Origin of the sequence: Brachybacterium sp. UNK5269 (genome assembly GCF_049266655.1) — a bacterium.
Taxonomy (GTDB): domain Bacteria; phylum Actinomycetota; class Actinomycetes; order Actinomycetales; family Dermabacteraceae; genus Brachybacterium.
Genome location: NZ_CP184883.1, coordinates 1,254,023 through 1,267,872, shown reverse-complemented (window position 1 = coordinate 1,267,872; position 13,850 = coordinate 1,254,023). Strand labels below are relative to the sequence as shown.

14 protein-coding genes are annotated in these 13,850 nt (G+C 73.6%); 9 read left to right on the top strand and 5 right to left on the bottom strand.

From position 1 onward, the window contains the following. The first annotated feature begins 95 nt into the window (after positions 1–95). From ACOJUI_RS05860 to ACOJUI_RS05845, 4 genes are all read left to right on the top strand, one after another. A complete protein-coding gene (locus ACOJUI_RS05860) occupies positions 96–734 on the top strand; it encodes a TetR/AcrR family transcriptional regulator (RefSeq protein WP_422117136.1) in 639 nt (212 codons plus the stop codon). Between the two features lie 60 nt (positions 735–794). Beyond that, entirely contained in the window at positions 795–1,016 is a 222-nt protein-coding gene (locus ACOJUI_RS05855; protein WP_422117135.1) for a DUF3107 domain-containing protein, read from the top strand. A gap of 6 nt (positions 1,017–1,022) precedes the next feature. Next, positions 1,023–2,711, top strand: a complete 1,689-nt coding sequence (locus ACOJUI_RS05850) for a metallophosphoesterase family protein (protein ID WP_422117134.1) — start codon at positions 1,023–1,025, stop codon at positions 2,709–2,711. 66 nt (positions 2,712–2,777) lie between these two features. Further along, entirely contained in the window at positions 2,778–4,595 is a 1,818-nt protein-coding gene (locus ACOJUI_RS05845; RefSeq protein ID WP_422117133.1) for a DEAD/DEAH box helicase, read from the top strand. A gap of 10 nt (positions 4,596–4,605) precedes the next feature. Here ACOJUI_RS05845 and ACOJUI_RS05840 read toward each other — a convergent pair whose 3' ends face one another. Further along, positions 4,606–5,490 (bottom strand): PHP domain-containing protein, encoded by an 885-nt coding sequence (locus tag ACOJUI_RS05840; protein WP_422117132.1) that lies wholly within the window; start codon positions 5,488–5,490, stop codon positions 4,606–4,608. A gap of 70 nt (positions 5,491–5,560) precedes the next feature. Here ACOJUI_RS05840 and ACOJUI_RS05835 point away from each other — a divergent pair, with 70 nt between their 5' ends. From ACOJUI_RS05835 to ACOJUI_RS05820, 4 genes are read left to right on the top strand one after another with little or no spacing between them, the layout of a single operon-like run. After that, positions 5,561–7,051 carry an aminopeptidase P family protein gene (locus ACOJUI_RS05835; RefSeq protein WP_422117627.1) on the top strand — a complete coding sequence of 497 codons (1,491 nt, stop codon included), beginning with the start codon at positions 5,561–5,563 and terminating at the stop codon, positions 7,049–7,051. Continuing rightward, positions 7,048–8,376, top strand: a complete 1,329-nt coding sequence (locus tag ACOJUI_RS05830; RefSeq protein ID WP_422117131.1) for a magnesium transporter MgtE N-terminal domain-containing protein — start codon at positions 7,048–7,050, stop codon at positions 8,374–8,376. Before ACOJUI_RS05835 ends, ACOJUI_RS05830 begins: the two co-directional genes overlap by 4 nt. Positions 8,377–8,378: 2 nt before the next feature. Beyond that, a complete protein-coding gene (locus ACOJUI_RS05825; protein WP_422117130.1) occupies positions 8,379–8,981 on the top strand; it encodes a DUF1003 domain-containing protein in 603 nt (200 codons plus the stop codon). Beyond that, entirely contained in the window at positions 8,978–10,126 is a 1,149-nt protein-coding gene (locus ACOJUI_RS05820; RefSeq protein ID WP_422117129.1) for a P-loop NTPase, read from the top strand. Before ACOJUI_RS05825 ends, ACOJUI_RS05820 begins: the two co-directional genes overlap by 4 nt. Before the next feature lie 54 nt (positions 10,127–10,180). On the opposite strand, the gene ACOJUI_RS05815 is transcribed toward ACOJUI_RS05820, so the two are convergent. Continuing rightward, the gene (locus ACOJUI_RS05815; protein WP_422117128.1) at positions 10,181–10,600 is read right to left on the bottom strand and encodes a twin-arginine translocase TatA/TatE family subunit; all 420 of its coding nucleotides are present in this window, start codon (positions 10,598–10,600) and stop codon (positions 10,181–10,183) included. Between the two features lie 136 nt (positions 10,601–10,736). On the opposite strand from ACOJUI_RS05815, the gene ACOJUI_RS05810 reads away from it, so the two are divergent. Beyond that, positions 10,737–11,399 (top strand): O-methyltransferase, encoded by a 663-nt coding sequence (locus ACOJUI_RS05810; protein WP_422117127.1) that lies wholly within the window; start codon positions 10,737–10,739, stop codon positions 11,397–11,399. 55 nt (positions 11,400–11,454) lie between these two features. Here ACOJUI_RS05810 and ACOJUI_RS05805 read toward each other — a convergent pair whose 3' ends face one another. The 3 genes from ACOJUI_RS05805 to dapE form a co-directional block, all read right to left on the bottom strand. Next, entirely contained in the window at positions 11,455–11,622 is a 168-nt protein-coding gene (locus ACOJUI_RS05805) for a DUF3117 domain-containing protein (protein ID WP_422117126.1), read from the bottom strand. Between the two features lie 236 nt (positions 11,623–11,858). After that, positions 11,859–12,677, bottom strand: coding sequence for a TIGR00730 family Rossman fold protein (locus ACOJUI_RS05800; RefSeq protein ID WP_422117125.1), 819 nt, complete (start codon positions 12,675–12,677; stop codon positions 11,859–11,861). A gap of 16 nt (positions 12,678–12,693) precedes the next feature. Then, entirely contained in the window at positions 12,694–13,797 is a 1,104-nt protein-coding gene (gene dapE, locus ACOJUI_RS05795) for a succinyl-diaminopimelate desuccinylase (protein WP_422117124.1), read from the bottom strand. Positions 13,798–13,850 lie beyond the last annotated feature (53 nt).

Sequence of the window (13,850 nt, the reverse complement as noted above, 5' to 3'; positions counted from 1 at the left end):
ACCACGTTTTGTCCGTTTTCTCCTCGCAGTGCCCTTCCCCCCCCTCAGCCGTCCGATACGGAGGTTGACCCCATGTCCACGCCCCCACCGCCAGGATGCCCCGCGCGCAGCGGCGCTCCCAGCTGCTCGAGCTCGCCACCCGCGTGTTCACCGAGAAGGGCTTCCAGTCCACCTCGATGGACGACATCGCCGCCGCCGCGGGCGTCACCAAGCCCGTGCTCTACCAGCACTTCGACTCCAAGGAGACCCTCTACCTCGAGGTCCTCGACATCATCGCGGAGGCGATGATCGCCGAGGTCCGCTCCCTGCACACCCACGGCGGCGACACCGCCGACCGGGTGCGCGACGGGATGCGCCGCTTCTTCGAGATCGTGACGCTGGACAACTCCCTGCGCCTGTTCACCGGGCAGGAGCCGATCTCCGACGCCGTGCAGCAGCGCGTGGTCTCGGTGCTGGACCGACTGGCGGTCGAGCTGTCCGACGTGCTCTCCGGGGCCCGCCGGCTCGCGCCGGAGCAGGCCCGGGTGCTGGGCCGCAGCCTGATCGCGGTCACCCACTCCACCGCCCAGCTGCTCCACGGCGCCGCCGACGACGCCGAGCGGGAGCGGATCCTCGAGGTCGTCACCACCGCCGTCGTGCACGGGCTGACCGGCTTCACCCCGCTCGAGAACCCCCGCATCGCGGGGGTCGTGCTGGGGGCGGACGGCAGCTCCAGCTCAGGGCCGACCGCGTAGACTGCCCGCTGGCACAGCAACGGACGTCCCCGCCCCTGCGGCGGAGGGAAGGACAGGCTCATGGAGATCCGCATCGGCATCCAGCACTCCCCCCGCGAGATCGTGATCGAGTCGGAGGAGAAGGCCGACGCGCTGCTCGAGCGCCTCAGCGCCGCCGTCGCCGACGGCACCCCGGTCTCCCTGGTCGACGACAAGGGACGCACCGTGCTGATCCCCGGCGCCAAGGTCGCCTACGCCGAGGTCTCCACGGAGGAGCCCCGCCGCGTCGGCTTCCTCGGCTGAGACCCGGTGACCTCCGCCGAGGGCGCCGGCGGGACGGACGCGCCCGCGGGCGGCGCTGAGGGCGACCGGGCGGCCGCGAGCCGGCAACGACGGCTGCGCCGGCGCCGGATGCGCCTGGTGCACCTCAGCACCACGGCGGTGGTCGCGCTGCTCGGCGCCGTCCTCGGCCTGCTGCTGGTGCCCGACACCGAGGTCGAGGTGGGGCCGCTGACCGCGAGCGTCCATCTGCGACCCGCGCTGCGGGCCGAGACGGTGCTCCTGCTGCCGCCGGTGGGCCGCGTCGCCTTCGACACCCACACCGCGCCGGTGCGCATCGAGGCGCGCGTGCAGTCGGTCGACGTCGAGAAGGCCGAGGCGCTGTTCTACTCCGACTCCGGTCTCGCCGAGCTCCAGCGGACCGCTCCCGAGCGGATCGTCTCCGCCGCCGCCACCAATGCGGTGCTCAACGCGCTGTTCGGGGCCGCCGGGGCCGGTCTCGCCGTCGGCCTCACCTTCCGCCGGGTGCGCCGCGCCGTCGCCTCCGGCGTCACCGCGGTGGCCGTGGTCGGCACCTCGGTCGCGGCGACCTCGGTGACCTTCTCCCCGGCCTCCCTCACCCAGCCGCGGTTCGAGGGCCTGCTGTCCCAGGCGGCCTACATCGCCGACCTCGGCCAGGGCACGGCGCTGGACTACCGCAGCTACCGCGACACGCTCGCCGAGTTCGTGGGCCAGGTCTCCGCGCTGTACATCGCCGCGGACTCGCTGCCGGTGGGCCTGGACCAGGAGAACCTGATCACCGTCCTGCACGTCTCGGACATCCACGACAACCCGCAGGCCTACGACGTCATCGAGCAGCTGCACACCCAGTTCTCGATCGACGCGGTGATCGACACCGGCGACATCGTCTCGTGGGGCACGCCGCTGGAGAACGAGCTGCTGCACACGATCGGCACGCTCGAGGTGCCCTACGTCTACATCAGCGGCAACCACGACGGTGCCGCCGCCGCGGCGACCATCGAGGCCCAGCCGAACGCGACCGTGCTCGACAACGAGGTGGTCGAGGTCGCCGGGCTGCGGATCGCCGGCATCGGCGACCCGCGCTTCGCGGCCGACGACGACTCCGACGCGGGCGGCTGGCAGGAGGGCAAGGAGGCGGTGGCCGCGAGCGCCTTCCAGCTGGGCGACACCATCGAGGCCCATGACGCGGCGTCCCCCGCGGCACCGGTCGACCTCGCCCTGATCCACGATCCCACCCAGCCCGAGGGGCTGCTGGGCCGCGCGCCGCTGGTGCTGTCCGGTCACATGCACACCTCGGACGTCGTGCTGGACCGCGAGGGCTCGGGCACCGACTGGCTGACCGTCGGCTCCACCGGCGGGGCGCTCGCCTCGGGCGGCGTGGCCCCGGTGCTGCAGGGCGACGACCCGCTGGAGCTCACCGCCCGGATGCTCTACTTCGATGCCACCACCCGGCGCGTGGTGGCCTACGACGACATCGTGATGGGGGGCCTGGGGCTGGTGTCGGTCTCCATCGAGCGCTCCCAGCTGCCGCAGGAGCCACCGCCGCTCGAGGTGCCCGAGGGCGCCGAGACGCCGCCGACCCCGATCCCCTCCGAGCAGGAGGTCGAGCCGGGCGAGGGGCTGCCGGACGAGGATCGCGTCACCCCCAGCGCCCCCGCCAGCCCCCTCCCCCCGGTCAGCGACGGCGGCGGGGACTGATCCGGGGGTGCGCGAGGGGGCGGGGGATACGATGGGCGCGACTATCCATGATCAGAGAGATGAACGGTGCCTGAAACCATCCCGCACACCGATGAGGCCGCGTCGGCCTCCCCCGCCGTCGAGCAGAGCTCCGGCACCCCCGAGCAGGTCCAGACCTTCGCGGACTTCGACGTCCGCCCCGACATCGTCGAGGCCCTCGCCGCGAAGGGCATCACCACCCCCTTCCCGATCCAGTCCCTGACCCTCCCGGTCGCGCTGCGCGGCCGCGACATCATCGGCCAGGCCAAGACCGGCACCGGCAAGACCCTCGGCTTCGGCATCCCGCTGCTGCAGAACTCGGTGGCCCCCGGCGAGCCGAACCCCGACGACCGCCCCATCGGCAAGCCGCAGGCCCTGGTGGTGCTGCCCACCCGTGAGCTCGCCGTGCAGGTCGCCCACGACCTCGAGACGGCCTCCGCGAAGCGCCCCATCCGCATCCTGACCGTCTACGGCGGCCGCGCCTACGAGCCGCAGATCGAGGCCCTCGAGAAGGGCGTCGAGGTCGTCGTCGGCACCCCGGGCCGGCTCATCGACCTGATGCGGCAGAAGTACCTGGACCTGTCCCAGGTGCGCACGGCCGTGCTCGACGAGGCGGACGAGATGCTCGACCTGGGCTTCCTCGAGGACATCGAGAAGCTGCTGCAGGCGGTGCCGTCGGATCGGCAGACCATGCTGTTCTCCGCCACCATGCCCGGCCCGATCATGGCCCTGGCCCGTCGCTTCATGAAGCAGCCCACGCACATCCGGGCGCAGGACCCGAACGACGGGGCCCGCACCAAGGCCGACATCAAGCAGGTCGTCTACCGCGCCCACCAGCTCGACAAGATCGAGGTGATGGCCCGCATCCTGCAGGCCCACGGGCGCGGCCTGACGATCATCTTCATGCGCACCAAGCGCCAGGCGGACCGGGTGGCGGGCGACCTCGCCGACCGCGGCTTCGCGGCCGCCCCGCTGCACGGCGACCTCGGCCAGGGCGCCCGCGAGCAGGCGCTGCGGGCCTTCCGCAGCGGGAAGATCGACGTGCTGGTGGCGACCGACGTGGCCGCCCGCGGCATCGACGTCACCGACGTCACCCACGTGGTGAACTGGAACTGCCCCGACGACGACAAGACGTACCTGCACCGCACCGGCCGCACCGGCCGGGCGGGCAAGAAGGGCACCGCGATCACCTTCGTGGATTGGGAGGACCTGGCCCGGTGGGCGCTCATCGCCCGCCAGCTGGGGCTGGAGTCCACGGAGGCGGTGGAGACCTACTCCACCTCCGACCACCTCTTCGCCGAGCTCGACATCCCGACCTCCGCCAAGGGCACCCTGCCCAAGGACAAGCGCACCCGGGAGGGACTGGACGCCGAGCAGATCGAGGACCTCGGCGGTCCGGACTCCGGTGCCCGCAGCGGCGGCCGGGACGGGGGCCGCGGACGCGAGGGCGGCCGGGGACGCGAGAGCGGCCGTGACGGCGGCCGCGGGCGCGAGGGCGGCCGTGGGCGCGAGAGCGGCCGTGACGGCGGCCGCGGACGCGAGGGCGGCCGGCCCCGTGACGGCGGCCGCGGCGGCGAGCGCCGCAGCGCGCCCCGCGAGGAGGCCGCCAGCGCGCCGGCGCCGGCCTCCGAGCCGGCGGGGTCGTCCGAGCGGGCCTCGTCGTCCGAGCGGGCGGAGAGCGCGAGCGAGCGTCCGCGCCGCACCCGCAGCCGCACCCGCCGCGTCAACGGCGAGGTCGTCGACGGCGCGGCGACGCCCGAGAGCGCGCCCGCGCCCGGCGAGAGCGCGGACGAGCGTCCGCGCCGTCGCCGCTCACGGGGCGGTCGGGGCCGCTCCGGCGGCTCCTCCGCGCCCGCCGAGGGCTGAGGCGGACGGCTCAGGGACGGAGCACCTCCGTGCCTGAGCCGGCACGCTCGACGAGCGCGTCGAGCACCGCCTCTGCGGTGAGGTTCTCCCCCAGCCGGTTGGGCTTGCCCGCGCCGTGGAAGTCGCTGCCGCCGGTGATCAGCAGATCATGGGCGCGGGCGAAGCCGCGCAGGCGCGCCCGCTCGGCGTCGTCGTGCTCGCGGTGGTCCACCTCGAGGCCGTCCAGCCCCGCCTCGACCATCGCCTCCAGCAGGTCCAGCGGCAGATCGTCGTCGCGGGTGACCGAGCCCGGATGCGCGGCGATCGAGACCCCGCCCGCGGCGCGGATCGCGCGGATCGCCGCCACCGGCGAGGGCGCGTAGTAGGGGACGTAGTAGGGGCCCGCCGGGCGCAGCAGCTCGCCGAAGGCGGTGGAGCGGTCCGGGACCACCCCCGCCACCACCAGCGCATCGGCGATATGGGGGCGACCGATCACGGTGGTCTCCCCCGCCACCTGGGCCGTCACGTCCTCCCAGGTCAGCGGATGGTCCCGGGCGATCAGCTCCACCATGGCCCGGGCGCGCTCCACCCGCGAGCGGCGGGCGCGGGCGGTCTCCGCGGCCAGCTCGGTGTCCTCGGCGGGATCCACCAGCAGCGCCAGCAGGTGCACGCTGCGGCCCCCGTCCTCGCTGGAGACCTCGATCCCCGGCACCGCCGCCACCCCGCTGGCGGCGACGGCCGCCGGCAGCTCCGACCAGCCCGCGACGGTGTCGTGATCGGTCAGCGCCAGCACGTCCAGGCGCTCGCGGCGGGCGGCGGCGAACAGCTCCCCCACCCCGGTGGTGCCGTCGGACCACGAGGTGTGGGCGTGCAGGTCGATGCGCTGCCGGCTGCCGGGGTAGGACCGCTCACTCATAGTCCCAGCGTAGACGGCGTCGTGAGACCATCGTGGGGTGGACACCGAGAGCACTGACAGCACCCAGCGGATGACGGAGCTCGCCTCCCGGGGGGACTCCCGCTCACAGCGCCCGAGCAACGAGGCGTTCCGCGAGTTCATCTCCTCCGGCTGGGACGAGACCGTCCCCGACGCCGAGCGCCGCGAGGCCGCGGACTACACGCCCGCCCGCCGCGACGCCCTGGTGCGGCGCCTGCCCGGCGCCCGGCTGGTGCTGTCGGCCGGGGTGCTGAAGGTGCGCTCGAACGACACCGACTACCCCTTCCGCCCCGACTCGGCCTTCGCCTACTACACGGGACTGGGCACCGACGAGGAGCCCGACAGCGTGCTCGTGATCGAGCCGTCGGCCGAGGATCCCGCCACCGCCGAGGCGCGGTACTTCTTCCGCCCCCGCGCGGGCTTCGACTCCAGCGAGTTCTACGCCGACTCCCGCTACGGGGAGATGTGGGTGGGCCGCCGCCCCACCCTCACCGAGGCCTCCCAGCGCCTCGGCATCGAGGTGCGCCACATCGATGAGCTGCGCGACCACCTCGCCAAGGACGTCGGCGCCCAGCTGTCGCTGACGGTCATGCCCGGGGTGGACGCCGGCGTGGAGGCGATGGTGAGCGAGATCCGCTCCCAGAACGGGTTGCCGGGCGGCGACGAGGCCGCCGCCGAGAGCGCCGCGCTGAAGGAGGCCGCCAGCGAGCAGCGGCTGGTCAAGGACGAGTACGAGATCGGGCAGATGCGCGCGGCGGTCGATGCGACCCTGCGCGGCTTCGAGGACGTGATCCGGCACCTGCCCGAGGTGGTCGGCCATCCCCGCGGCGAGCGCGTCATCGAGGGCGTCTTCGCCGCCACCGCCCGGGCCGACGGCAACGGGGTCGGCTACGACACCATCGCCGCCGCCGGCGACCACGCCTGCACCCTGCACTGGACCCGCAACGACGGCTCCGTGCGCAGCGACGAGCTGGTGCTGATCGACGCCGGCGTCGAGATCGACTCGCTGTACACCGCCGACGTCACCCGCACCCTGCCGGTCTCGGGCCGCTTCAGCCCCGTCCAGCGCAAGGTGTACGACGCGGTGCTCGAGGCCGCCGACGCCGCCTTCGCGGTGGCCCGGCCCGGCCTGCGCTTCCGCGAGCTGCACGCCGCGGCGATGGAGGTCCTGGCCCGCACGCTCGAGGAGTGGGGGCTGCTGCCCGGCACCGCCGCGGAGTCGCTGTCCCCGGAGGGGCAGTGGCACCGCCGCTGGATGCCGCACGGCACCAGCCATCACCTCGGGCTGGACGTCCACGACTGCGCGCAGGCCCGGCGGGAGATGTACCTCGACGCCGAGCTGGTGCCGGGGATGGTCTTCACCATCGAGCCGGGCCTGTACTTCAAGCAGAACGATCTGCTGGTGCCAGGCGAGCTGCGCGGCATCGGCGTGCGCATCGAGGACGACGTGCTGGTGACCGCCGACGGGGTCGAGAACCTCTCCGCCGCCGCCCCGCGCCGGGCGGACGACGTCGAGCGCTGGATCGCCGGGCTGACGCAGTGAGGACCACCGCGCCGCCGCGCTTCTACGCCGCGCGCCTCGCCGGCACCTCCGTGTTCGACCCGCTCGGGGACGCGGTGGCGACGATCCGCGACGTGGTGGTGGTCCCGCAGAGCCGCAGCACCGCCCGCGCCGTCGGCTTCGTGGTCGAGGTCTCGGCGAAGCGCCGGGTGTTCCTGCCGATCACCCGGGTCACCTCGATCTCCCCCGGCCACGTCATCTCCACCGGGGTGCTCAACGTGCGCCGCTTCGAGAAGCGCACCGGCGAGCTGCTGGTGATCGGCGACCTGCTGGACCGGGTGGTGAGCCTGAACGACGGCTCCGGGGAGGCGACGGTTCTGGACATCGCCCTGGACCAGAACCGGCACCGGGACTGGGAGGTGACGCGGCTGCACCTGCGGCGGCTGCGCCGGGGCAGCTCGCTGAGCCGCCTGGTCACCCGCGGACAGACCCTGACCGTCGAGCTGAGCGAGGTCAGCGGCCTCTACGGCACCCAGGCCGAGCAGTCCGCGCATCTGCTGGCCGCCTCCTACCAGGACCTCAACCCCGCCGACCTCGCCGAGATCATCCAGGAGCTGGAGCCCAAGCGGCGCATCGAGCTCGCCGGGGAGCTCGCCGACGAGCGCCTCGCCGACGTGCTCGAGGAGCTGCCGGAGGACATCCGGGTCGAGGTGGTCACCGGGATGGACGCCTCCCGCGCCGCGGACGTGCTGGACGCCATGGATCCCGACGACGCCGCGGACCTGGTCCAGGAGCTTCCCGAGCGGGTCGCCGCGCACCTGCTGACGCTGATGGAGCCCGAGGAGGCCGAGGACGTCCGCCGCCTGCTGGCCTACGACGAGTACGCCGCCGGCGGCATGATGACCACCGAGCCGCTGATCGTGGCGCCGGAGACCCCGGTGGCGCACTGCCTGGCGCTGATCAGCCGGGAGGCCGTGCACGCGGCCCTGGCCTCGACGGTCCACGTGTGCCGCTCCCCGCTCGAGACCCCCACCGGCAAGCTGCTGGGCATCGTCCACTTCCAGCAGCTGCTGCGGGAGCGCCCCGACCGCGCCGTCGGCGAGATCCTGGATCCGGACCGGGTCGCGGTCGGGCCCACCGCGCCGCTGTCCGAGGTGACCCGCGAGATGGCGACCTACAACCTGGTCTCGATCCCGGTGATCGACGAGGAGGGCCGCCTGCTGGGCGCGGTGACCGTCGACGACGTGCTCGACCACGTGCTGCCCGACGACTGGCGCGAGCAGGACGAGCCCGCGCCCAGCACCGGGCAGATCGACCTCTCGGAGATCGCCCGGGCCACCGCCCGTGACGCCGAGCAGGGGGCCTGAGCATGGCCGAGCACAACCCCGCCCCGCTCGACGACCCGGCGCCCCGGCACCGCGCCCTGCTGCGCAACCCCTTCGCGGGGGACACCTTCGGTCGCGCCGCTGAGGGCTTCGCGCGGATGATGGGCACCCCGGCCTTCCTGGTCGGCATGACCCTGTTCTGCGCGGTGTGGCTGACCTGGAACTCGCTGGCCCCGGTGTCGATGCAGTTCGATCCGCGGGCGCTGAACTTCACCCTGCTCACCCTGATCCTCTCCCTGCAGGCCTCCTACGCCGCGCCGCTGCTGCTGCTGGCCCAGAACCGCCAGGACGACCGCGACCGCGTGCAGGCCGAGCAGGACCGCCAGTCCAATGAGCGCAACCACGCCACCACCGACTTCATCACCCGGGAGATCGCCTCGCTGCGCCTGGCCCTGAACGAGGTCGCCACCCGCGACTTCGTGCGCGGGGAGCTGCGCGACCTGCTCGAGGAGCTCGGGGACGAGCCCGCCCCCGTCCCGGACGCCGAGACGCTGCGCGCGATCCTCCGCGAGGAGGTCGCGGCGGCCCTGGCCGACCGCGAGCGCAGCGGCGCCCCCACCACCTCGAAGGAGCCCGATCCGCAGTGACCGCCACCCAGCCCACCGCGGGCGATGACCGCGTCGCCCGCATCCACGAAGCGCTGAACGCGGTGATCGATCCCGAGATCCATCGCCCCATCACCGAGCTCGGCATGGTCGACGAGGTCACGGTCGACGCCGAGGGCGTGGCCCGGGTGCAGGTGCTCCTCACCATCGAGGGCTGCCCCATGCGCGACCGCATCGAGCGGGACACCGCGGAGGCGGCCGCGACCGTGCCGGGCCTGTCCCGGGTCGAGGTCTCCTCCAGCGCGATGACCGAGCAGCAGCGCCGCGAGCTCACCACCCGGCTGCGGCAGGGCCGCCGCCAGATCCCCTTCAATCAGCCCGGCTCGCTGACCCGCATCTTCGCGGTCTCCTCCGGCAAGGGCGGGGTCGGCAAGTCCACGGTCACCGCGAACCTCGCCGCCGCGATGGCGGCCGACGGGCTGCGGGTGGGGATCATCGACGCGGACATCCACGGCTTCTCGATGCCCGGCATGTTCGGCATCACCGAGCAGCCCACCAAGGTCTCGGACCTGCTGATGCCGCCCGAGGCGCACGGCGTCGCGGTGATGAGCATCGGCATGTTCGTGCCCGAGGGGCAGGCGGTGGTGTGGCGCGGACCGAAGATGCACCGCGCGATCGAGCAGTTCGCCTCGGACGTGTTCTGGGGCGACCTCGACGTGCTCCTGCTGGACCTGCCGCCCGGCACCGGCGACGTCGCGATCTCGGTCGCGCAGCTGCTGCCGGGGGCGCAGATGCTGGTGGTGACCACCCCGCAGCAGTCGGCGGCCTCGGTCGCCGAGCGGGTGGGCTCGCTGGCCTCCTCGACGGAGCAGGAGATCGCGGGGGTGGTCGAGAACATGGCCGGCCTGACGCTGCCCGACGGCACCGTGATGGACGTCTTCGGCAGCGGCGGCGGTGACCGGGTGGCGGCGACGCTCGCCGCGGCCGTCGGTCACCCGGTGCCGGTAGTGGGGCGGATCGGACTGGACCCCGCGCTGCGCGAGGGCGCGGACCGGGGGGTGCCGCTGGTGGTCTCGGCGCCGGACTCCCCCACGGCCGTGGCGCTCAGGGCCGTGGCGCGGGCCCTGGTGCGCCGGCCCCGCGGGCTGGAGGGGATGAAGCTGCCGCTGTCGGTCTCCCGGCACTGAGCCAGCCGGCGGGAGCGCCGCTGCGGGCCGGGCCCGGGGAGGGCGTCGGGCCCCTCAGGTGGCCTCGTCGTCGAAGGGGGCCCGCTGCGGGCCGGCGTCCTTCGCGGACTTCGCCCCGCCCTTGGCGGACTTCTTCTTGGCGGCGGCGCCCGCGGCGCCCGCCCCGGCGGCGATCGACAGCGCCTCCTTGTCGGGCAGCAGGTCCGCGGGGTCGGTGTCCCCCCAGGCCTCGCGGATGATGCGGCGCGGATCGTACTGGCGGGGGTCGTACTTCTTGAGGTCCTCGATGGCGATGCCCATCTCGTCCTCGACGGTGGTGCGGGAGTCGTCCACCCAGCGCCGCGCCTGCCGCACCCACTGCACCAGCTGCCGGGTGACGTCGGGGAGCCGCTGCGGCCCCACGATCACCAGGAAGACGATGAGCAGGACGACGATCTCCCAGCCGCCGAGGCCCATGAATCCGGTGCCGCCCATTGCCCACCTGTACGTCTCGAGGTCCGCTGATGCGGTGTCATTATTGCACCGTGGGCGGCACGGCGGGCGCAGGGCCCGGATCCGCCCGCTGTCGTAGGATCGCCTGATCACCTGCGTGAGACGAGAGGATGCACAGATGTCGTCGGGAAAAGCGGCCAGCTGGGCCCACGGTGAGGAGTTCGTCGACGAGGCGACCCTCTTCGCCGACGACGGCGTCCTGGCCCGCGCCAGGGAGCGCGGCAGCGAACTGGGGGCCGTCCCCGTGCTGCCCGGGGCGGGAGCGCTGATGCGGGTGCTCGCCGCCTCGGTGGACGCGCGCTCGGCGGTGGAGATCGGCACCGGCAGCGGCGTCGGCTCGCTCTACCTCCTGGCCGGCATGCACCCCGAGGGGGTGCTCACCACGATCGACCCGGAGGTCGAGAACCAGCGCGCGGCCCGGGAGGCCTTCGCCGAGGCCGGGATCCGCTCCCCCCGGGTACGGACCATCGCCGGTCGCCCCCGGGACGTCGTCGGCCGCCTCACCGACCACGCCTACGACCTGGTGAGCTTCCCCGCCCAGGCCCCGCACGCCCTGGACCTGCTCGAGCATGCCCGGCGCCTGCTGCGGCCGGGCGGCGTGCTGGTGATCCCGCATGCGCTCTTCCACGACCGGGTCGCGGATCCCGCGGCCCGGGACGCCGACACCCAGTCGGTGCGCGCGGTCCTCAAGGCGGTCTCCGCCGCCGACGACCTGGTCTCCGTGCTCACCGGCAGCGGCGACGGGGTGCTCGCCGCCGTGGCGCGACCGGCCCGCCGCTGAGACGAACCCGGCCCCGCACCCAGGGGTGCGGGGCCGGAGTCCGGGACGGCGAGGGCTACTTGATGACGCCCTCGAGGGCGTCACGCAGCTCCACGGCCTCCGAGGCGGCGATCTCGACGACCAGACGGCCGCCCCCCTCGAGCGGGACGCGCATGATGATGTTGCGACCCTCCTCCACGACCTCGAGCGGACCGTCCCCGGTGCGCGGCTTCATAGCAGCCATGCGTGCCTCCTTGATGGTGTCGCTGTCCCTGAGTGGCTCCCCCGGACGGGGCCTCGGCCAGCGCGCGTACGGTGTCCATTATCTCAGGTCCCGGGACCGCCTCGCACTACCGGTCCGGCGGCGCCTCGCGGGCAGTCCGATCCCGCCTCCCGCACGGCCCGTCGCGACCAGCACCATGAGCACGCCGACGACGAGGGCGACCAGCAGCAGGAGCAGCACGATCGGGCTGACCGCACTCACCTGCCGACCGCCTCCGGCTGCTCGTGCTCGGCGTGCTTCCCGTGCTCGGCGTGGTGCTGCTCGGCGTGGTGCTGGTGCTCGTGCTCGGCGGCCTCCCGCAGCACCGCCAGGGCCTCCTCGGCGGTGTCCACCACCCGCAGCAGGTCCACGTCGCCGGGGTTGATGGTGCGCCGGTCCAGCACCGCGCTGCGCAGCCAGTCGACCAGGCCCTGCCAGTAGTCCCGACCCACCAGCACCACCGGGAACATGTCGATCTTGTGGGTCTGCATCAGGCACAGCGCCTCGAACAGCTCGTCGAAGGTGCCGAAACCGCCCGGCATCACCACGAAGCCGCTGGAGTACTTCACGAACATGGTCTTGCGGGCGAAGAAGTAACGGAAGTCCACCCCGAGGTCGACGAAGCGGTTCAGGCCCTGCTCGTGCGGCAGCTCGATGCCGAGGCCGACGGAGAGCCCGCCCGCCTCCTGGGCGCCGCGGTTGCCGGCCTCCATGATGCCGGGGCCGCCGCCGGTGATCACCGCGTACCCCATCTGCACGATGCCGCGGCCGATCTCCACCGCGCACGCGTAGTCCGGGTGGTCCTCACCGATCCGGGCGGAGCCGAAGATCGAGATCGCCGGACCCAGCTCGGCGAGCGCGCCGAACCCCTCGACGAACTCGGACTGGATGCGCATCACCCGCCACGGGTCGGAATGCACCCAGTCGCCCGAGCCGTCCTGCTCGAGCAGGCGCTGGTCGGTGGTGCGGGTGGGGCGCAGGGGACCGCGCAGGGTGACGGGCCCCTTGCGGTGCTGCTCTCGTTCCTCAGGAGTCATGGATCGAGGGTATCGGTCAGGTGGTCAGGAAACGGCGCAGTCCGCTCAGCGCCGCCTCGAGATCCGCGACCGGCACGTGCTCGTCGTCGGTGTGGGCGAGCAGCGGGTCCCCGGGCCCGAAGTTGACCGCCGGGGTCCCCAGTGCCGAGAAGCGGGAGACGTCGGTCCAGCCCTGCTTGGCGGCCACCGGGACCTCATCGCCCAGGGCCGCCAGGAAGCGGCGGGCGGCGGCGTGGTCCAGGCCCGGCAGCGCCCCGGGGGCGGCGTCGGTCACCTCGATCTCGAGGTCCAGCCCGGCCAGCACCTCGCGCACATGCGCCTCGGCCCGGTCCACCGAGGTGTCCGGCGCGAAGCGGTAGTTCAGGGTGGCGCGGGCCCGGTCGGGGATCACGTTGCCCGCGATGCCGCCGGAGATCGCCACGACGTTGAGGCATTCGCGGTACTCGAGGCCGTCGATCACGGCGCGGCGGGCCTCGTACCCGGCCAGCCGCTCCAGGACCGGGGCGAGGCGGTGGATCGCGTTGTCGCCCACCCAGTCGCGGGCCGAATGGGCGGCGATGCCGCGGGCGGTGACCTCGAGCTTCATGGTCCCCTTGCAGCCGCCCTCGACGGCCGCGGCGGTGGGCTCGCCGAGGATCGCGAAGTCCGCCTCGAGGTACTCGGGATGCTCCGCGGCCAGGCGGGTGAGGGAGTTGTCGGCGGCGGCGACCTCCTCGTGGTCGTAGAAGATCCAGGTGAGGTCCACCGGCGCGGCGGTGGCCTCGACGGCGAGCTTGAGGAACACCGCGACGCCGCCCTTCATGTCGCAGGTGCCGCGGCCGGCCAGCTCCTCGCGGCCCTCGCGGATCCGCCGCCGGGAGAGCAGGTTCCCGGCCAGCGGCACGGTGTCCAGGTGCCCGGCCAGCAGCACCCGCTCGGCGAGGCCCCGCTGGGTGCGGGCGATGACGGTGTCGCCGTCGCGGAGGACCTCGAGGTGCCCGGCGTGCGCGCGCAGCGCCTGCTCGACGGCATCGGCGAGCGCCTTCTCGTTCCCCGAGACGGATTCGATGTCCACGATCGCGGCGGTCAGGTCGACGATGTCGGCGCGGGGGTCCAGGGGCGGTGCGGCGGGCAGGCTCATGCCGATCATCGTGCCATGTCGCCCGCATGCGAGGATCGACGGTCGACGACGGC

What these genes read in the sequence shown, in the direction of transcription:
- ACOJUI_RS05810 (WP_422117127.1), top strand. Translation starts at nt 10,737, where the DNA reads ATGTCGTCGGGAAAAGCGGCCAGCTGGGCCCACGGTGAGGAGTTCGTC.
- ACOJUI_RS05805 (WP_422117126.1), bottom strand. Translation starts at nt 11,622, where the DNA reads ATGGCTGCTATGAAGCCGCGCACCGGGGACGGTCCGCTCGAGGTCGTG.
- ACOJUI_RS05840 (WP_422117132.1), bottom strand. Translation starts at nt 5,490, where the DNA reads ATGAGTGAGCGGTCCTACCCCGGCAGCCGGCAGCGCATCGACCTGCAC.
- ACOJUI_RS05835 (WP_422117627.1), top strand. Translation starts at nt 5,561, where the DNA reads ATGACGGAGCTCGCCTCCCGGGGGGACTCCCGCTCACAGCGCCCGAGC.
- ACOJUI_RS05860 (WP_422117136.1), top strand. Translation starts at nt 96, where the DNA reads ATGCCCCGCGCGCAGCGGCGCTCCCAGCTGCTCGAGCTCGCCACCCGC.
- ACOJUI_RS05815 (WP_422117128.1), bottom strand. Translation starts at nt 10,600, where the DNA reads ATGGGCGGCACCGGATTCATGGGCCTCGGCGGCTGGGAGATCGTCGTC.
- ACOJUI_RS05855 (WP_422117135.1), top strand. Translation starts at nt 795, where the DNA reads ATGGAGATCCGCATCGGCATCCAGCACTCCCCCCGCGAGATCGTGATC.
- ACOJUI_RS05800 (WP_422117125.1), bottom strand. Translation starts at nt 12,677, where the DNA reads ATGACTCCTGAGGAACGAGAGCAGCACCGCAAGGGGCCCGTCACCCTG.
- ACOJUI_RS05825 (WP_422117130.1), top strand. Translation starts at nt 8,379, where the DNA reads ATGGCCGAGCACAACCCCGCCCCGCTCGACGACCCGGCGCCCCGGCAC.
- dapE (WP_422117124.1), bottom strand. Translation starts at nt 13,797, where the DNA reads ATGAGCCTGCCCGCCGCACCGCCCCTGGACCCCCGCGCCGACATCGTC.